This is a genomic window from Pseudomonas sp. Pseusp88 (genome assembly GCF_047303955.1).
Taxonomy (GTDB): domain Bacteria; phylum Pseudomonadota; class Gammaproteobacteria; order Pseudomonadales; family Pseudomonadaceae; genus Aquipseudomonas.
This window is the reverse complement of sequence record NZ_JBGLYM010000041.1, coordinates 25,888-42,182: the sequence shown is the minus strand read 5'-3', so window position 1 is coordinate 42,182 and position 16,295 is coordinate 25,888. Positions and strand designations below refer to the sequence as shown.

Below are 16,295 nucleotides of genomic sequence, written 5' to 3'. Positions count from 1 at the left end.
GGCTTTAGCCGGGAAGGCGCCTTCCCGGCTAAAGCCGGTCCCACGGGAAATCGAAAGCGTCGGCCCTACAACGCAATATGCCGACTCAATAACGCCCGCAGCGCCGCTGGCTTGACCGGCTTGGCCAGGTAACCCAACCCTGCGGCGTTGATCTGGCTGATCAGTTCCGGGCGGCCGTCGGCGCTGATGACTACGCCCGGCAAGGGTTCGCCAAGACGGGTGCGCAGCCAGGCCATGAGTTCGGTGCCGGTGTCGCCTTCGTCCAGGTGGTAGTCCACCAACGCCAGTTGCGGGCGTACGCCGTCGTCGAGCAGGGCCTGGCATTCTTCGCGGCTGCGGGCGGTCCAGACCTTGCAACCCCATCGCGTCAGCAGGCTGTTCATGCCGATCAGGATGCTGTCTTCGTTATCCACACAGAGCACCGACGTGCCGCTCAGGGCCGTACCGTTGGTTTCCCTGGGCGCGGCAGCCTGGGTCAGCTGGCGCTGGGCCAGTGGCACGCTGACGCTGAACACGCTGCCCTTGCCCGGCCAGGAGCGCACTTGCAGGCGGTGGCCGAGCACCTGGCACAGGCCGTCAGCGATCGCCAGGCCCAGACCCAGGCCTTTTTCGGCGCGGGTCTGGTGGCTGTCCAGGCGTTTGAATTCCTCGAAAATCACCTGACGCTTGTCTTCAGGAATACCGGGGCCACGGTCCCAGACTTCCAGGTTCAAGTGATTACCCTGCCGGCGCACACCCAGCAGCACCGGGCCCTTGCCGTAGCGAAAGGCATTGGTCAGGAAGTTTTGCAGGATGCGTCGCAGCAATTTGCTATCGCTGTCGACCCGTAATGCCGTGCCGCGCACGTGGAATTGCAGACCCTGTTCCTGAGCCAATGCCTTGAACTCGGCGCCTAATGTGTCGAACAGGGTGTTGAGGGCAAAGGGTTGGCGATCCGGGGTGATCTTGCCGTTTTCCAGACGGGAAATATCCAGCAGATCGCTGATGAGGTCTTCGGCTGAACGCAGGGAGCTGTCCAGATGTTGAATCAGCTGTTGAGCCTCGTCCGGCAGGTTATCGCTGGTATGGGACAGGGCGGCAGAAAACAGCCGGGCGGCGTTCAGCGGCTGCATCAGGTCGTGGCTGACCGCCGCGAGGAAACGAGTCTTGGACTGGTTGGCACTTTCTGCCACGCCCTTGGCTTCAGTCAGCGCCACGTTGAGTTGTGACAGCTCGCGGGTACGCTCGGCCACACGTTGTTCCAGTCCTTCGTTGGCGCCTTTGAGCATGTGCTCGGCCTCGCGGAAGGCGGTGATGTCGGTGAAGCTCATGACGAAACCGCCGCCGGGCATGGGGTTGCCGATCAGTTCGATGACCCGGCCATTGGGGAACATGCGCTCGGAGGTGTGAGCGCGGCCCTGGCGCATCCAGTGCAGGCGCCTGGCCACATGCACCTCGGCCTCGCCCGGCCCGCAAAGGCCGCGCTCGGCGTTGTAGCGGATGATATCGGCGATGGGCCTGCCGACGCTGATCAACCCTTCGGGGTAGTTGAACAGCTCCAGATACCGGTGATTCCAGGCCACCAGACACAGGGACTGGTCGACCACGCTGATGCCTTGGGTGATGTTCTCGATGGCGCCTTGCAGCAGGGCGCGGTTGAATTGCAGCACCTCCGAGGCTTCGTCGGCGATGCGCACCACATCTTCAAGCTGCATGTCGCGGCCTTCGATGGCAGCCTTGACCACGGCACGGGTCGAAGAGGCGCCGAGAACCCCGGCCAGCAGGCGTTCGGTGTGGGCAATCCAGTCGCCATTGGCGTTCTGATTGGGGTTGAAGCCTTTGCCTTGGCGATAGGCGAAACGCATGAAGCTCTGCCGCGCCCGTTCCTCACCGACAAAACGCGCCGACAGGCTCAGCAGGTCTTCGATCTGCACCGCCAGCAGCGGGCGGTTATTGCTGCGAGCGTTGGTTTCCTGGCCGATAAAGCGCCCGGCCTGCCAGTGCTCCGACACTCTTGTACGCGACAGCAGCGAAATCCAGGCAAACAGAATGAAGTTGCCTGCCAGGGATAGCACCACGCCCTGGGTCAGCGGGGTGATCGGCAAGTGAAGCGGGTTGTTGTGCAGCCAGCTCAGCAACGGGAAGGTGCTCAGCGGCCAGCCCAGGCTATGGGCGCTGATCGGCAGAACCAGGGTGTAGAACCAGATGAAAATCCCCGCCGCCAGCCCGGCAAATACGCCACGGCGGTTGGCCTGTTTCCAGTACAGCGCGCCGAACATGGCCGGGGACAACTGGGTGATGGCAGCAAAGGCAATCTGGCCGATGGTCGCAAGGCTCGCGGTGGACCCGAGGAGGCGATAGCAGACGTAGGCCAACAGCAGAATGACCACGATACTGACCCGGCGCACCGAGAGCATCCAGTGGCGGAACACTTCGAACGGCCGCTCGGCGGTCTGCTTGCGCAACAGCCAGGGCAGCAGCATGTCGTTGGAAACCATGGTCGACAGCGCGACACTGGCGACGATGACCATACCGGTGGCCGCCGACGCACCGCCGATAAACGCCAGCAGGGCCAGGGAAGGATGGGCGTGGGCCAGGGGCAGGCTGATGACGAAGGAGTCCGGCAATACCGAGGCGGGCAGCAACAACTGCCCGGCCAGGGCGATGGGCACCACGAATAGCCCGGCCAATGCCAGATAGGCCGGGAACACCCATTTGGCCAGGCGCAGGTCCTGAGGGTTGATGTTTTCCACGACTGTGACGTGGAACTGCCGGGGCAGGCAGACCATGGCCATCATCGCTACGCCGGTCTGCACCACCATGGATGGCCAATTGATGGTTTCCTTCCAGTACTCTTCCAGGCGCGGGGCGAGCATGGCCTGATTGAACAGGTCATCGAAACCGTCGTACAGGCCGTAGGTGACGAAAATGCCTACGGCCATAAAGGCAAGCAGCTTGACCAGTGCTTCGAACGCTATGGCCAGGACCATGCCCCGATGGTGTTCGGTGACATCGAGATTGCGCGTACCGAAGACGATGGTGAACAGGGCGAGGATCAGCGACACGATCAGCGCCGTGTCCTGTGCACGGGTGCCGCTGGCGTCGGCTACGGCCCCGATGAGGATATTCACGCCCAGGACAATGCCCTTGAGTTGCAGGGCAATGTACGGCAGTACGCCGACCAGGCAGATCAGCGCGACGACAACGGCCAGGGACTGCGATTTGCCGTAACGGGCGGCGATAAAGTCAGCGATGGAGGTGATGTTCTCCTGCTTGCTGATCATCACCATCTTCTGCTGCACCCAGGGCGCCAGCAGCATCAGCAGCACCGGGCCGATATAGATTGGCAGGAACGACCAGAACTGTTCGGCCGCCTGGCCCACGGCGCCGAAGAAGGTCCAGCTGGTGCAGTACACCGCCAGGGACAGGCTATAGACCCACGCACGCAAAGTCGGCGGCAGCGAAGCACTGCGCCGGTCGCCCCAGAAGGCGATGGCAAACATGATAGCCATATAGGCCAGGGCGACGGCGGCGATCAGTCCGCTGGACAACGACATAGCAAATTCAAGCCTCAAGACGTAACGATTCAGCTGGAGTCGGACAGTCTCGCATGCTGGCTGCGCGGCGTCTGTCTCGACCAAGGTCTGAGCAGGATGGAGCAAATGGCTGGTGCGAACTGTGGGAGCGAATTCGTTCGCGAAGAAGCCGGTACATTCAAAACATATTTATTGTCAGGTGTACCGCTTTCGCGAATGAATTGGCTCCCACCAATCGGTGCCGCTTCCCGGCGTTCCCTCGCACATTTAGCGGGTCGAGCGCCATTTATCTGCTAAATAGATGACCTATAGAGAAATTACCCGCTTAGTCGATAAACAGTCCCGCCGTACCATGGCCCCACCTCACCAGAGGACAGGAGCCGATCATGACCCGTATTGCCGTTTACCCCGTCAGACCCTTGAGCCAGCTGGCCCAGCCACTGGATGTCATCCGCCATTTCACCCCCAACTGGTTCGCCGCGACCATGGGTACGGGGATCCTTTCGTTGTTGCTCGGCCAATTCGCAAGCCTGCGTGGCGTGGGTGAGGCGCTGTGGCTGTTTAATATCGCGCTGTTCGTGCTGTTCAGTCTTCTCTATGGCGCGCGCTGGGTACTGTTCTTTGATGAAGCGCGGCGGGTGTTCGGTCATTCCACGGTGTCGATGTTCTTCGGCACCATTCCCATGGGCCTGGCGACGCTGATCAATGGTGCCATGCTCTATGGCCTGCCACGCTGGGGTGAAGGCTTGCTGCCGGTGATCGAAGGGTTGTGGTGGCTGGATGTGGGCATGGCGCTGGTCTGTGGGGTGGTAATTCCGTTCATGATGTTCACCCGTCAGGAGCACAGCATCGATCAGATGACCGCCGTTTGGCTGCTGCCAGTGGTGGCGGCGGAAGTGGCGGCGGTCAGTGGCGGGCAACTGGCGCCGCATCTGGCCGATGCCGGGACGCAGTTTCATGTGCTGATCACCAGCTACGTGCTGTGGGCGTTCTCGGTGCCGGTGGCATTCAGCATTCTCGCCATTCTTTTATTGCGCATGGCGTTGCACAAGTTGCCCCACGAAAGCATGGCCGCTTCGAGCTGGCTGGCGCTGGGCCCGATTGGTACGGGGGCGTTGGGCATGTTGCTGCTGGGCAGCGAGGCCCCGGCGATCTTCGCCGCCAATGGCCTGGCGAGTGTCGGCACCATGGTCGAGGGTATTGGCCTGGTGGCGGGGATTGTTCTGTGGGGCTTTGGCCTGTGGTGGATGCTGCTGGCGGTGCTGATTACCCTGCGTTATCTGCGCAGTGGCATCCCGTTCAACCTCGGCTGGTGGGGATTCACCTTTCCGTTGGGGGTCTACGCCACGGCCACACTGAAACTGGCGGCGGTGCTGCATCTGCAGTTCTTTGCCGTGATGGGCGAGGGCCTGGTGGTCTGCCTGGCGCTGCTCTGGCTGCTGGTCATGAGCCGTACCCTGCGGGGCGCCTGGCACGGCGAGTTGTTTGTATCGCCATGTATCGCCGGCCTGTGTAAACGTGCCGAAGGTTAGAGAGCTATCGACATCCGGCGGCTTAACGTCTTCAATGGCGCACGAGCCATTCAGGACCACGGACGATGAGCCAGCCGTCACAATTCAAACTACTTGGAACCCGGCGTTTCCTGCCGTTTTTCATTACCCAGTCCCTCGGGGCGTTCAACGACAATATCTTCAAGCAGTCGCTGATCCTGGCGATTCTCTATAAATTGAGCATCGCCGGGGATCGCTCCATCTGGGTCAACCTTTGTGCGCTGCTGTTTATCCTGCCGTTCTTTCTGTTTTCGGCCCTGGCCGGGCAGTTCGGTGAGAAGTACGCCAAGGATGCGCTGATCCGCCTGATCAAGTTGGGCGAGATCGCGATCATGATGGTGGCCGCCCTCGGTTTTCTGTTCGATCACCTGTGGCTGATGCTGGTGGCCTTGTTTGCCATGGGGACTCACTCGTCGCTGTTCGGCCCGGTGAAGTATTCGATCCTGCCCCAGCATCTGCGTGAAGAGGAACTGGTGGGCGGCAACGGTCTGGTGGAAATGGGCACCTTCCTGGCGATTCTGGCGGGAACCATTGGTGCCGGGATCATGATGTCGTCCGGTCATTACGCACCCATTGTCGCGACGGCGATGATTCTGACTGCCTGTCTGGGTTACGTCGCCAGTCGCAGCATTCCTCGCGCGGCTGCTGCGGCGCCGGAGATGATCCTCAACTGGAATATTTTCAGCCAGTCCTGGGCCACTCTGCGCATGGGCTTGGGGCAGACGCCCGCAGTGTCGCGTTCGATTGTCGGCAACTCGTGGTTCTGGTTCGTCGGCGCGATTTACCTGACGCAGATTCCCGCTTACGCCAAAGAGTGGCTGTATGGCGATGAGACTGTCGTCACCTTGATCCTCACGGTGTTCTCCATCGGCATCGCCGCCGGCTCAATGCTCTGCGAGCGTCTGTCGGGGCATAAGGTAGAAATCGGCCTGGTGCCCTTTGGCTCGTTCGGGCTGACTATTTTCGGCCTGCTGCTGTGGTGGCATTCCGGTGCCCTTGCTCAGGGCGCGTTGGCCTACGACTGGCTGACCCTGCTCGGTCACGGCCAGGCCTGGTGGGTACTGTTTGACATCATGGGGTTGGGTCTGTTTGGCGGCTTCTATATCGTGCCGCTGTATGCCCTGATCCAGTCGCGCACCCCGGAGAACCAGCGGTCCCGGGTGATTGCCGCGAACAACATCCTCAATGCCTTGTTCATGGTGATCTCGGCGCTGTTCTCCATCGTCTTCCTGAGTCTGCTCAAGCTGCCGATCCCGGAGCTGTTTCTGGTGGTGTCGCTGATGAACATCGCGGTCAACACCTACATCTTCAAGATCGTCCCCGAGTTCACCATGCGTTTCATGATCTGGCTGCTCAGCCATTCCATGTACCGCGTCGAACACCGTGAGCTGGAGCGGATTCCCGATGAGGGCGCGGCGCTGTTGGTCTGCAATCATGTGTCTTTCGTCGATGCTTTATTGATTACCGGCGCAGTGCGTCGGCCGATTCGCTTTGTCATGTACTACAAGATCTACAACCTGCCGGTGCTCAACTTTATTTTCCGCACCGCCGGGGCCATTCCGATTGCCGGGCGCAGTGAGGACATCAAGGTCTTCGAGCGCGCGTTCGAGCGTATTGCCCAGTACCTGCGCAATGGCGAGCTGGTGTGTATCTTTCCGGAAGGCAAGTTGACCGGCGATGGCGAGATAGACGAGTTCAAGGGCGGTATGACGCGGATTCTGAAAGAGACCCCGGTGCCGGTCATTCCCCTGGCATTGCAGGGGCTATGGGGCAGCTTCTTCAGCCGTGATCCGCAGAAGGGCTTTTTCCGACGGTTCTGGTCGCGTGTGACCGTGGTGGCGGGTGCGCCGCTGGAAGGGGAGGATGCAGTTCCGGCCAGTGCGCGGGAGCGGGTGGCGGCGTTGCGTGGGGATGTGCGCTAGCAACAACATCATGATTTTAAACAGGGCTTGTGGGACCGGCTTTAGCCGGGAAGGCGTCCTTCCTGACCAAGCGAATGCAGCGTGTAGCGGCCCTTTCCCGGCTAAAGCCGGTCCCACAAAAACAGTCCCGTAGAGACTTAATTCAAGACTGGCTTGTCTTCAGTTACCACTGCGTCAGGCTCCATCTTTCTGAAGTACGTCGACAGCAACGCCCCGGAGATGTTGTGCCAGACGCTGAACAGCGCGCTTGGCACCGCCGCCAGTGGCGAGAAGTGGGCGCTGGCCAGGGCGGCGCCGAGGCCGGAGTTCTGCATGCCGACTTCCAGGGACAGTGACTTGCGCTGGGCCAGGGGCAGTTTGAACAGCTTGCCGGTGAAGTAACCCAGCAGGAAACCGAAGCTGTTGTGCAGGATCACCACGGCCATGATCAGCAGGCCGGATTCGGCGATTTTGGCCTGGCTGGCGGCGACCACAGCACAGACGATCATGACGATGCTGACCACCGAGATCAGCGGCAGTACGTCCACCGCATAGCTGACCTTATGGCCCAATACGCGCTGGGCGATGACGCCAAGGACGATCGGCAGCATGACCAGTTGCAGGATCGACCAGAACATTTCCATGAAGGACACCGGCAGCCAGGCCGAGGCCAGCAGCCAGATCAGTGCCGGGGTCAGCAGCGGGGCGAGCAGGGTGGTGACGGCGGCGATGGCCACCGACAGCGCCAGGTCGCCCTTGGCCAGCCAGGTCATTACATTGGACGAGGTGCCGCTCGGGCAGCAGCCGACCAGGATCACACCCACGGCGATTTCCGGTGGCAGATGAAACAGCTGGCACAGCAGCCAGGCCACGCCTGGCATGATCACGAAGTGGGCAACGACACCCAGGGCCACGCGCCACGGGTGGCGCACGACCTCGGAGAAATCTTCGAGCTTGAGGGTCAGGCCCATGCCGAACATGACCAGGCCCAGCAGGGGCACGATCAGGGTCTTGAGGACGATGAACCCGCTCGGGAACAGGAACGCCAGGACAGCGAACAGCAGCACCCAGTATGCAAAGGTATTACCGACAAAACGACTCAATGCAGCCAGGGCACGCATGGCTCGCTCCTTTTATTTATTGTTGATGTCAGGTGTAGTGGCCGGTAGGCCGATTCCCATCATTTGAATTGAAATACAACCCCGTAGGAGCCGGCTTGCTGGCGATAGCATCAGGTCAGTCAAGGAAGATGTTGACTGTCACACCGCCATCGCCAGCAAGCCGGCTCCTACAGGTTCTTGGTTTGCCGCGAATCAGATCCCCTGAGGCATTTCCTCGCCACCCAGGGCTTCAAACAGCTCCGGGAGGAACTCGCCGAAGGTCAGCATCATCAGGGTGAAGCTGGCGTCCAGTTGGCCCAGGGCCTCTTCGCCGCCATCCTGTTCGGCCTGATCCTGCAGCAGGTCCTCGAACTTCAGGCGTTTGACCACCAGTTTGTCGTCGAGCACGAAGGACAGTTTGTCCATCCACGCCAGGGACAGCTGGGTCACCACTTTGCCGGTGCTCAGATGCAGCTGGATTTCGTCGCTGGTCAGGTCCTGACGCTTGCAACGGACGATGCCGCCGTCTTCGTGGGTGTCGCGCAGCTCGCATTCGTCGAGGACGAAGAAGTTGTCGGCGGCTTTCTGGGTCTTGACCCAGTCGGTCATGATCGCAGTCGGCGCGGTCTTGACGGTCAGTGGCCGCACCGGCAGCGAGCCGATCACTTCACGCAGGGTCGAGAGCAGGTCTTCGGCACGCTTGGGGCTGGCGCTGTTGACCAGAATCAAGCCCTGTTTCGGCGCGATGGCGGCGAAGGTGGACGAACGACGGATAAAGGCACGGGGCAGGAAGGCCTGGATGATTTCATCCTTGAGCTGGTCGCGCTCCTTCTTGTAGACCTTGCGCATCTGCTCGGCTTCGATCTCTTCGACCTTCTCTTTAAGAGCATCGCGCACGACGCTGCCGGGCAGGATGCGTTCTTCTTTACGGGCCGCGATCAGCAGGAAATCGCCACTGACGTGGACCAGGGGAGCGTCAGCACCTTTACCGAAAGGGGCGACGAAACCGTAAGTGGTCAACTCCTGGCTGGCACAGGGGCGCGCCAGTTTGGTCGCCAGTGCAGTCTCCAGCGCCTCGGCGTCGAACGGCAGATCCTGGGTCAGGCGATAGACAAGCAGGTTTTTGAACCACATGGGGTAAGTCTCTCCTTCTATACAAAGGGGGCATTATTAGCTGCCCGGACCCTGCGGCCAACCCTGCGCTAAGCCTTTGGAAGGATTATAAAATTTATTTCAAAAAGTGCTTGCCAGAGGTGAGGTCGCTCCGTAGAATGCGCGCCACACCGAGAGACATGGGTGATTAGCTCAGCCGGGAGAGCAGCTGCCTTACAAGCAGCGGGTCGGCGGTTCGATCCCGTCATCACCCACCACTCGATGTAAAAGGTGTTACGCGCAGCGGTAGTTCAGTCGGTTAGAATACCGGCCTGTCACGCCGGGGGTCGCGGGTTCGAGTCCCGTCCGCTGCGCCATATTGAGATTCGAGGCCCTTGAACTCCTCGAATCGACCAGAAAAGCGACCTTAGGGTCGCTTTTTTGTTGCCTGGGATTTGTGCCGCGAGGGGCTGTTTGCCGCACTATTGATCCAGATCCGGCAGCGCGGCGACTTTTCAAGTCAAATCAAGCGATTAACAAGTCTTGCGCGGTTGCGAACAGTCAATTGATGAAATTATTGATCTACTGTTTCGCGCTATCTGCAATAAAGTCGTGGTATGTAGTGCCGCAAGACCCAGTAAACTTCGCTGCGGATTTCTTCTGGACCCTGCCATGAATCTTTCGGACGCCACCCTGGTATTGCTGCTGGCCGCGCGTATCCATGGAACAGACGACGCGGTGCGTGCCTCGGCGCAGCGTTGCCTGGAGCAACTTCCGGCCGACCTGCGCGACGTCATGCGCCAGGTCATCGCCAGCCCCCAGCCCCTGCAATCGGTAAAAGATCTGGCGCGCACGCTGGAAGGCTGAAGCCATTGTCTTGAACGGTCACACAGGCTCTGCTTGAGTCGTGCGCTGATCGAATGCTTGCTGTGCCTGCTCGACTTGCTCTTTATGTTCCTCGGTCCAGGCGTAGAGCATCTGGAAGGGCGCTTTCAGGCTCTGCCCCAATGGCGTGATGCTGTACTCGACGGCAATCGGTGAGTCGGTAATGACGCGTCGTGCGACCATGCCATTGCGCTCCAGGCGCCGCAGGGTCTGGGTCAGGGACTTCTGCGTGATCCCCTCCAGTCGACGGCGAATGACGTTGAAGCGCGTGGGCGCGGCACACAGCGCGGCAATCACCAGAATGGACCATTTATCGGCAATCTGGTCCAGCAGCAGGCGGCTGGAGCAATTGGCGTGGAAGACCGGTGGGTGCTGGGTGTCCATGGTGGTTTCCTCAGGGATACCTGGTTTCATTAAAGTGCCTGATTGATATTAAGTATCCGGAAGATACCATAACGCCTTCACGAAATTGGAGCGTCCTGGTATGACCGCACAAAATGTTGCTGCACTGTTCCAGCCTTTCCAGGTGAAATCCCTGGCGTTGAAAAACCGTATTGTCATGGCGCCGATGACCCGTTCCTTCGCCCCCGAAGGTGTGCCGGACAGCAATATCGCCGCTTACTATCGTCGTCGCGCCGAGGCTGATGTCGGCCTGATCCTCTCCGAAGGTACGGTGATCAATCGTCCGGCTGCACGCAATCAGCCGGGTATTCCCTTTTTCCATGGCGAAGCAGCCCTGGCCGGTTGGCAGCAGGTCATCAATGCCGTGCACGCCGCTGGCGGCAAGATGGGCCCACAGATCTGGCATACCGGCTCCGTGCCCAGCACCCAGACTGACTGGGTGCCGGACAGCCCGGTAGAAAGCCCGTCGGGCCTGGTGGCTCCCGGCACACCGCGTGGTGAAGTCATGAGCGATAACGCCATTGCCGATACCATCGCCGCATTCGCCCAAGCCGCCCTGGATGCCAGGACCCTGGGTTTCGATACCGTGGAAATTCACGGCGCCCACGGTTACCTGATTGATCAGTTCTTCTGGGAAGGCACCAACCTGCGTACCGATGCCTTCGGCGGCGCGACCCTTAAACAGCGTTCGCGCTTTGCCGCTGAAGTAGTCAAGGCTATTCGCCAGGCCGTCGGTCCTGAGTTTCCGGTGATCCTGCGGGTCAGCCAGTGGAAGCAGCAGGACTTCACCTCGCGCCTGGCCACTACGCCGGATGCCATGACCGACTGGCTGCTGCCGTTGGTGGAAGCCGGGGTCGATGTACTACACTGCTCGCAGCGACGTTTCTGGGAGGCCGAATTCCCGGAACTCGACGGCGAGCAAGGGCTGAACTTTGCCGGCTGGGCGAAGAAACTCACCGGTGCCGCGACCATCAGCGTTGGTTCGGTGGGCCTGTCAGGTGACTTCGTCGATACCTTCACCACCGGGCAGTCTTCATCGCCCGCCAGCCTGGACAATCTGGTTCAGCGTCTGGAGCGCAACGAGTTCGACCTGATCGCCGTCGGCCGCGCCCTGCTCAGCGACCCGCGCTGGGTCAGCAAAGTACAGGGCGGTGACCGCGCCAGCCTTGAGGACTTTACCGTAGCGGCACTGGGTCAGCTGGTGTGATCCTCGGGCGACAGGGTCATCGGCCCTGTCGCCCACAAGGTCAGACGATGCGACAGCAGGTCGCAGACGAGCAGGGCGGATGACTGAACCCCGACTGAACGGCGGGGCAACTGTCCGGGAAAACCTTTGGATACCTGAACTTATCTGCCTTTTTCCCCTCTGATGCCGGTAGCCATTGGTCGCGGCGGACTGATAAGCTCGCGGCTTTACTCGTTTGCCCTATTGGCGCATGAACAAGGAAACAGCATGAAACAGCATCGGTTGGCAGCGGCGATTGCCCTGGTCGGTCTGGTACTCGCGGGTTGTGACAAGCAGGCCAGCACCGTCGAGCTGAAAACCCCGGCACAAAAAGCGTCTTATGGCATCGGCCTGAATATGGGCAAGAGCCTGGCTCAGGAAGGCATGGATGATCTCGACTCCAAGGCCGTAGCCCTGGGTATCGAAGATGCCATCGGCAAGAAAGAACAGAAACTCAAAGACGAAGACCTGGTCCAGGCTTTCGCCGCTTTGCAAAAGCGTGCTGAAGAGCGCCTGGCCAAAATGAGCGAAGAGTCGGCAGCCGCCGGCAAGAAATTCCTCGCCGACAACGCCAAGAAAGCCGGTGTGACCACCACGGCTTCGGGCCTGCAATACGAAATCATCAAGAAAGCCGACGGCCCTCAGCCCAAGCCTACTGACGTCGTCACCGTCCACTACGAAGGCAAGCTGATCGATGGCAAGGTCTTCGACAGCTCGGTTGAACGTGGCAGCCCTATCGATCTGCCCGTCAGCGGCGTGATCCCGGGTTGGGTCGAAGGCCTGCAACTGATGCATGTAGGCGAGAAGATCAAGCTCTACATCCCGAGTGAACTGGCTTACGGCGCACAAAGCCCAAGCCCGATGATCCCGGCCAACTCGGTTCTGGTCTTCGACCTGGAACTGCTGGGCATCAAGGACCCTGCAGCCGCTCCGGCTCCAGGCGCCGATGCTGATGAAGAAGCCCCTGCGGCCGACGCTCCAGCCAAGAAGTAACAGCTTTACCTTGCTATAAGCCAGCGCCCCGTTTCGACGGGGCGTTGTCGTTTTTGCCGAACGCAGTCGAACGGATGAAGGTACCGGCAGTCCCAATTAGCGGATAGCGACCGTCGAACGACGATGATTGTAGGACGATCCAGTCGAACGCTGTGGGTAACTTCTGAACATGCCTAAGTCAACGAATTTATGGGTTTTTTTTATGTGAGTAAAAAATGCCCGATTTAAGTCGAGGCCCTGTGGAACGGGGGTTCTGGCGGTTTATTGCGCTGCTGTTCACAAGGTTATCCACAGGATGTGTGGATAACCTTGTAGTGGAAAAAGCACGTAGACGTGTATTGCTTGTAGGAGAGTCTTGTGGGGTGGGCTTTAGCCGGGAATGGGGCGGTGAGGCCGATAGATTTTCAGCGCCCGTAGTATTGCCTTCCCGGCTAAAGCCGGTCCCACAGGCTCCGCCATTCAGATGTTTCAGGGGAAAAAGCATGAAAGCACCATGGAATATCCTGCGCTATCTACCCATGGCCCGTCGTCTGATGGCGGCCGGGCGTTTACCGGGCCTGTTGTTTGCTGTGGCGCGCAAAGGCGCCAGCGAAGGCAATCGGCTGGGCAAGCTCAAGGAGGATTTGCGCCTGTTGCAGGCTCTCTGCCTGGCCTATTGGCGGGGCGAGTACCGTGCCATCAGTCCGAAGGCCATTCTCTCGGTGGTGGCAGGCCTGATGTATTTTCTCAGCCCTCTGGATGCCATTCCTGACTGGATTCCCGGCATCGGCATGCTGGACGATATCGCCGTATTGGCCTGGGTCATGAAAAGTCTGGAGGCCGAGCTTAATGCCTTCCGCACCTGGCGGGCCCGGCAGGTTCCGGAGAAGCTCGCGGTAGTGGAGCGCCTGCCGGCGAATCAGGTTTTGCTGGAACAGGAAAAACCCAAGGATGTGCCCCTGGTCGATGACTAGAGCGTTTCATGGCAAGTAAGTACAGGCGTACCGCCCCCGAGCGCTGTTAAGATGCCGGTACATGGAATATGCCTAATTGCACAGTTGTGGGGGTTGTATGGATCTTCAGGTCATTTCTCGTGATGGAGAGCCAGAATACGCGGTCTTGCCATGGGCCCGGTATCAGGCCTTGCTCAAGGCCGCCGGTCTCGCTTCTGCGCCGCCACCACAGGCTGCGGTCGCCGCTACCGAGGGCGAATTGCCCGGCTTCGAGCAACTGGGCGCGCTGCGGGTTGCCAAGGGCCTGGAGCTGGCACAGCTGGCCCGCACCGTCGGTATCAGTCCTTCCTATCTGCAAATGATCGAAAGTGGCGAGCGTCAGCCGGATGCCGCCATTCGCCGCAGCCTGGCCTGGGAGCTGGGCGTGGCGGGCTGGAGGGACGCGTCATGAGCGTGCGCATCAGTCGCCAGCATTGGGACGCGCTGTTGACTGAACTGGACCAGGCGCGCCGTCAGCGTCATCTGCTCACCTACCGGGCCCTGCTGGAACGCCTGCAGTTGCCCAGTCCGGCCATGCAGACACTGACTGCTGCCCTGGAACATCTGGCAGCGCTGGACGCCCGCGCCGAACAGCCACTGCGCAGCTCTCTGGTGATCAGCCAGGGTGCCAGCCGTTTGCCGCGTACCGGTTTTTTCGAGTGTGCCGAGCGGTTGGGGCGTTTCTCCGGGCCGTCCGACGGCGTCGCTGCCGCGTCGTGGCATGCTTCGGAAGTGGTACGGGTATTCGAGTTCAGTTATCCGGTGGTGGAGTAACGATCCAGATCTGATTTGTGGTCTTCCCGGCTGAAGCCGGTCCCACAGGATCCGGTTCAAGCCAGGGACTTTGTAAGATCCAAATCCCGCAGATCAATCACATGCACACTCGCCCCCGGCACGTCCTTGGCGTAGTGCTTGGCCTGCGAGGCGAGTTCAGCCAGCTGGCTGGCATCGACCAGGGTGCAGGCTTCCGGGCGCAGGTGAACCACGCCGATGGACAGTGACAGCAGGGGAAACTCCTGGCGCTGGCCCTGGCGGTTCAGGGCGACGAAGCAGCCGGCTTCCAGGTGTTCGGCGCGATAGAAGCGACGGCACTGGTTCTGGAAGTCCTCCAGCAGATAATTCAGGCGTTTGCTCCAGTCGTCCGAGCCCAATACCATGAGAAAGTCATCCCCGCCGATATGGCCGACGAAATCGCGACTGGGGTCGATGCGCTCGTTCAGGCACTGGGCCAGGCATAACAGCACTTCATCGCCGCGACCATAGCCGTAGATATCGTTGAACGGCTTGAAGCTGTCGATATCCACATAGCAGATCATTGACTCGCGCCCTTGTTGCAGCAGGCGCGTCAGGCACTGCTGGATCGGCACGTTGCCCGGCAGCAGGGTCAGCGGGTTGGCGTAACGGGCCTGCTGGATCTTCAGCTCGGTGATCAGCTTGAGTACATCTATCACCCGTCCCAGACCCAGGTAGGCGCCGTTGAGGGTGATGATGAAATCTTCTTCGATCCGTTGGCGGGCACGGCTGGTGATCAGGCGGCTGACCTGTTGCAGCGACTGATTCAGTTCCACGGCGAGGAAATCGTCGCTCATCAGGCGGCTGATGGGCTTGCGCGCGAACAATTCAGTGGCAAAGGGCTGCAGCAGCACATCGGACAGTGAATGCCGATGCACGATACCTACCGGTTGAGAGTGGGCGTCCAGCACTGCCAGGGAGTTGAGATTGGCCTGCTTGCGAAAGGCCTCGAGGACGTTGGCAGTCGGCATGGTCTGGTTGACGGCGGGCTGTTCGATCAGCAGGGCGCTGAGATCGGCGCTGTCGTCGGCCATGATCGGCGAGCCGAGGGGCTCAAGCCTGGACAGCATCACCCGTGCATCCCGCGGCGGCAGTTCCTGGGGGCGGCAGAGCAGGTAGCCCTGGACCAGATCGACGCCCATGTCGATCAGCACCGCCAGTTCTTCAGACAGTTCGATGCCCTCGGCAATGACCAGTGCCCGGGAGGCCTTGGCCATTTGCAGCATGGAGCCGACGAACTCGCGTTTGACCGCGTCCTGATGGATGCCATCGATGAAGTGGCGATCGATCTTCACATAGTCCGGGCGCAGCTCCGACCACAGACGCAGGCTTGAATAGCCCGCACCAAGATCGTCCAGGGCGATGGAGAAACCCATGTCGCGATAATGGTGCAGCGCGTTGTAAAGCAGCTCGAAGTCATCGGTGGGGGTCTGCTCGGTCAACTCGATCACCACGTTTTTCGGGGCGATGCCGTAGCGTTGCAGCAGTTGCAAGGTGCGGCCCGGTGGGTGGGAGGCTTCGAGCAGGGATTCGGGGGAGATATTGAGGAACAGCTTGCCGTCCAGATTCTGCTCGGCAAAACGGCGGCAGGCGCTTTCCCGGCAGGCCAGTTCCAGTTCGCTCAGGCGCCCGGCCTGACGCGCTACCGCGAACAGGCTGACAGGCGAGTGCAGGGAGCTGTTGGACGGGCCGCGGGTCAGCGCTTCGTAGCCGAGGATGCGGCGTTGCGACAATGACACGATAGGCTGGAACAGGCTGGATAGATCACGTTGAGCCAGAATTGAACTCAAGGCGCTCAGCTGCTCGGTCACGGTCATGGCAATCTCGGGTCAAAAAAAGGGGCTGGGCGATAACACCGCCCAGCCCCGT

Annotated in this window: 13 protein-coding genes and 2 tRNA genes; 10 read left to right on the top strand and 5 right to left on the bottom strand. The window is 60.4% G+C overall.

Features of this window, described 5'->3' with window-relative positions; genetic code table 11:
• Positions 1 to 65: 65 nt before the first annotated feature.
• A complete protein-coding gene (locus tag ACCD02_RS29355; protein ID WP_413309622.1) occupies positions 66 to 3,536 on the bottom strand; it encodes a NahK/ErcS family hybrid sensor histidine kinase/response regulator in 3,471 nt (1,156 codons plus the stop codon).
• 365 nt (positions 3,537 to 3,901) lie between these two features.
• Between ACCD02_RS29355 and ACCD02_RS29350 the strand changes: the two genes are divergently transcribed.
• Both ACCD02_RS29350 and ACCD02_RS29345 read left to right on the top strand, forming a co-directional pair.
• The gene (locus ACCD02_RS29350; protein ID WP_413309620.1) at positions 3,902 to 5,047 is read left to right on the top strand and encodes a TDT family transporter; all 1,146 of its coding nucleotides are present in this window, start codon (positions 3,902 to 3,904) and stop codon (positions 5,045 to 5,047) included.
• 65 nt (positions 5,048 to 5,112) lie between these two features.
• Entirely contained in the window at positions 5,113 to 6,987 is a 1,875-nt protein-coding gene (locus tag ACCD02_RS29345) for an MFS transporter (RefSeq protein WP_413309618.1), read from the top strand.
• A 137-nt stretch (positions 6,988 to 7,124) separates the two neighbouring features.
• On the opposite strand, the gene ACCD02_RS29340 is transcribed toward ACCD02_RS29345, so the two are convergent.
• Both ACCD02_RS29340 and rdgC read right to left on the bottom strand, forming a co-directional pair.
• Positions 7,125 to 8,087: a bile acid:sodium symporter family protein gene (locus tag ACCD02_RS29340; RefSeq protein WP_413309616.1), complete on the bottom strand. Its 963-nt coding sequence runs from the start codon at positions 8,085 to 8,087 to the stop codon at positions 7,125 to 7,127.
• A 192-nt stretch (positions 8,088 to 8,279) separates the two neighbouring features.
• Entirely contained in the window at positions 8,280 to 9,200 is a 921-nt protein-coding gene (gene rdgC / locus ACCD02_RS29335) for a recombination-associated protein RdgC (protein ID WP_413309614.1), read from the bottom strand.
• Positions 9,201 to 9,360: 160 nt separating this feature from the next.
• On the opposite strand from rdgC, the gene ACCD02_RS29330 reads away from it, so the two are divergent.
• From ACCD02_RS29330 to ACCD02_RS29320, 3 genes are all read left to right on the top strand, one after another.
• Positions 9,361 to 9,436, top strand: a tRNA-Val gene (locus ACCD02_RS29330).
• Positions 9,437 to 9,458: 22 nt separating this feature from the next.
• Positions 9,459 to 9,535: transfer RNA gene (locus ACCD02_RS29325), tRNA-Asp, on the top strand.
• Between the two features lie 295 nt (positions 9,536 to 9,830).
• Positions 9,831 to 10,025: a hypothetical protein gene (locus tag ACCD02_RS29320; protein ID WP_413309612.1), complete on the top strand. Its 195-nt coding sequence runs from the start codon at positions 9,831 to 9,833 to the stop codon at positions 10,023 to 10,025.
• 18 nt (positions 10,026 to 10,043) lie between these two features.
• On the opposite strand, the gene ACCD02_RS29315 is transcribed toward ACCD02_RS29320, so the two are convergent.
• On the bottom strand, positions 10,044 to 10,427 hold the full coding sequence (locus tag ACCD02_RS29315; RefSeq protein ID WP_413309610.1) for a winged helix-turn-helix transcriptional regulator: 384 nt from the start codon (positions 10,425 to 10,427) through the stop codon (positions 10,044 to 10,046).
• Positions 10,428 to 10,527: 100 nt separating this feature from the next.
• Here ACCD02_RS29315 and ACCD02_RS29310 point away from each other — a divergent pair, with 100 nt between their 5' ends.
• The 5 genes from ACCD02_RS29310 to ACCD02_RS29290 all read left to right on the top strand — a co-directional run bounded on the left by ACCD02_RS29310 (position 10,528) and on the right by ACCD02_RS29290 (position 14,408).
• The gene (locus ACCD02_RS29310; RefSeq protein WP_413309608.1) at positions 10,528 to 11,652 is read left to right on the top strand and encodes an NADH:flavin oxidoreductase; all 1,125 of its coding nucleotides are present in this window, start codon (positions 10,528 to 10,530) and stop codon (positions 11,650 to 11,652) included.
• Between the two features lie 246 nt (positions 11,653 to 11,898).
• Positions 11,899 to 12,663, top strand: a complete 765-nt coding sequence (locus ACCD02_RS29305) for an FKBP-type peptidyl-prolyl cis-trans isomerase (protein WP_413309606.1) — start codon at positions 11,899 to 11,901, stop codon at positions 12,661 to 12,663.
• A gap of 482 nt (positions 12,664 to 13,145) precedes the next feature.
• Positions 13,146 to 13,616, top strand: a complete 471-nt coding sequence (locus tag ACCD02_RS29300) for a YkvA family protein (protein ID WP_413309604.1) — start codon at positions 13,146 to 13,148, stop codon at positions 13,614 to 13,616.
• 97 nt (positions 13,617 to 13,713) lie between these two features.
• Complete coding sequence (locus ACCD02_RS29295) at positions 13,714 to 14,046, top strand: helix-turn-helix domain-containing protein (protein ID WP_413309602.1); 333 nt, start codon at positions 13,714 to 13,716, stop codon at positions 14,044 to 14,046.
• Entirely contained in the window at positions 14,043 to 14,408 is a 366-nt protein-coding gene (locus ACCD02_RS29290; protein WP_413309600.1) for a hypothetical protein, read from the top strand. The genes ACCD02_RS29295 and ACCD02_RS29290 overlap by 4 nt, the downstream gene beginning before the upstream one ends.
• Positions 14,409 to 14,464: 56 nt before the next feature.
• Here the strand turns inward: ACCD02_RS29290 and ACCD02_RS29285 are convergent, their stop codons facing one another.
• The gene (locus ACCD02_RS29285) at positions 14,465 to 16,243 is read right to left on the bottom strand and encodes a bifunctional diguanylate cyclase/phosphodiesterase (RefSeq protein ID WP_413309598.1); all 1,779 of its coding nucleotides are present in this window, start codon (positions 16,241 to 16,243) and stop codon (positions 14,465 to 14,467) included.
• Between the last annotated feature and the right edge of the window lie 52 nt (positions 16,244 to 16,295).

Excerpts from the sequence above, each read along its gene's own strand:
- ACCD02_RS29305 (WP_413309606.1), top strand. The coding sequence starts at position 11,899 with ATGAAACAGCATCGGTTGGCAGCGGCGATTGCCCTGGTCGGTCTGGTA.
- ACCD02_RS29350 (WP_413309620.1), top strand. The coding sequence starts at position 3,902 with ATGACCCGTATTGCCGTTTACCCCGTCAGACCCTTGAGCCAGCTGGCC.
- ACCD02_RS29320 (WP_413309612.1), top strand. The coding sequence starts at position 9,831 with ATGAATCTTTCGGACGCCACCCTGGTATTGCTGCTGGCCGCGCGTATC.
- ACCD02_RS29315 (WP_413309610.1), bottom strand. The coding sequence starts at position 10,427 with ATGGACACCCAGCACCCACCGGTCTTCCACGCCAATTGCTCCAGCCGC.
- ACCD02_RS29345 (WP_413309618.1), top strand. The coding sequence starts at position 5,113 with ATGAGCCAGCCGTCACAATTCAAACTACTTGGAACCCGGCGTTTCCTG.
- ACCD02_RS29300 (WP_413309604.1), top strand. The coding sequence starts at position 13,146 with ATGAAAGCACCATGGAATATCCTGCGCTATCTACCCATGGCCCGTCGT.
- ACCD02_RS29340 (WP_413309616.1), bottom strand. The coding sequence starts at position 8,087 with ATGCGTGCCCTGGCTGCATTGAGTCGTTTTGTCGGTAATACCTTTGCA.
- rdgC (WP_413309614.1), bottom strand. The coding sequence starts at position 9,200 with ATGTGGTTCAAAAACCTGCTTGTCTATCGCCTGACCCAGGATCTGCCG.
- ACCD02_RS29290 (WP_413309600.1), top strand. The coding sequence starts at position 14,043 with ATGAGCGTGCGCATCAGTCGCCAGCATTGGGACGCGCTGTTGACTGAA.
- ACCD02_RS29295 (WP_413309602.1), top strand. The coding sequence starts at position 13,714 with ATGGATCTTCAGGTCATTTCTCGTGATGGAGAGCCAGAATACGCGGTC.
- ACCD02_RS29310 (WP_413309608.1), top strand. The coding sequence starts at position 10,528 with ATGACCGCACAAAATGTTGCTGCACTGTTCCAGCCTTTCCAGGTGAAA.
- ACCD02_RS29285 (WP_413309598.1), bottom strand. The coding sequence starts at position 16,243 with ATGACCGTGACCGAGCAGCTGAGCGCCTTGAGTTCAATTCTGGCTCAA.
- ACCD02_RS29355 (WP_413309622.1), bottom strand. The coding sequence starts at position 3,536 with ATGTCGTTGTCCAGCGGACTGATCGCCGCCGTCGCCCTGGCCTATATG.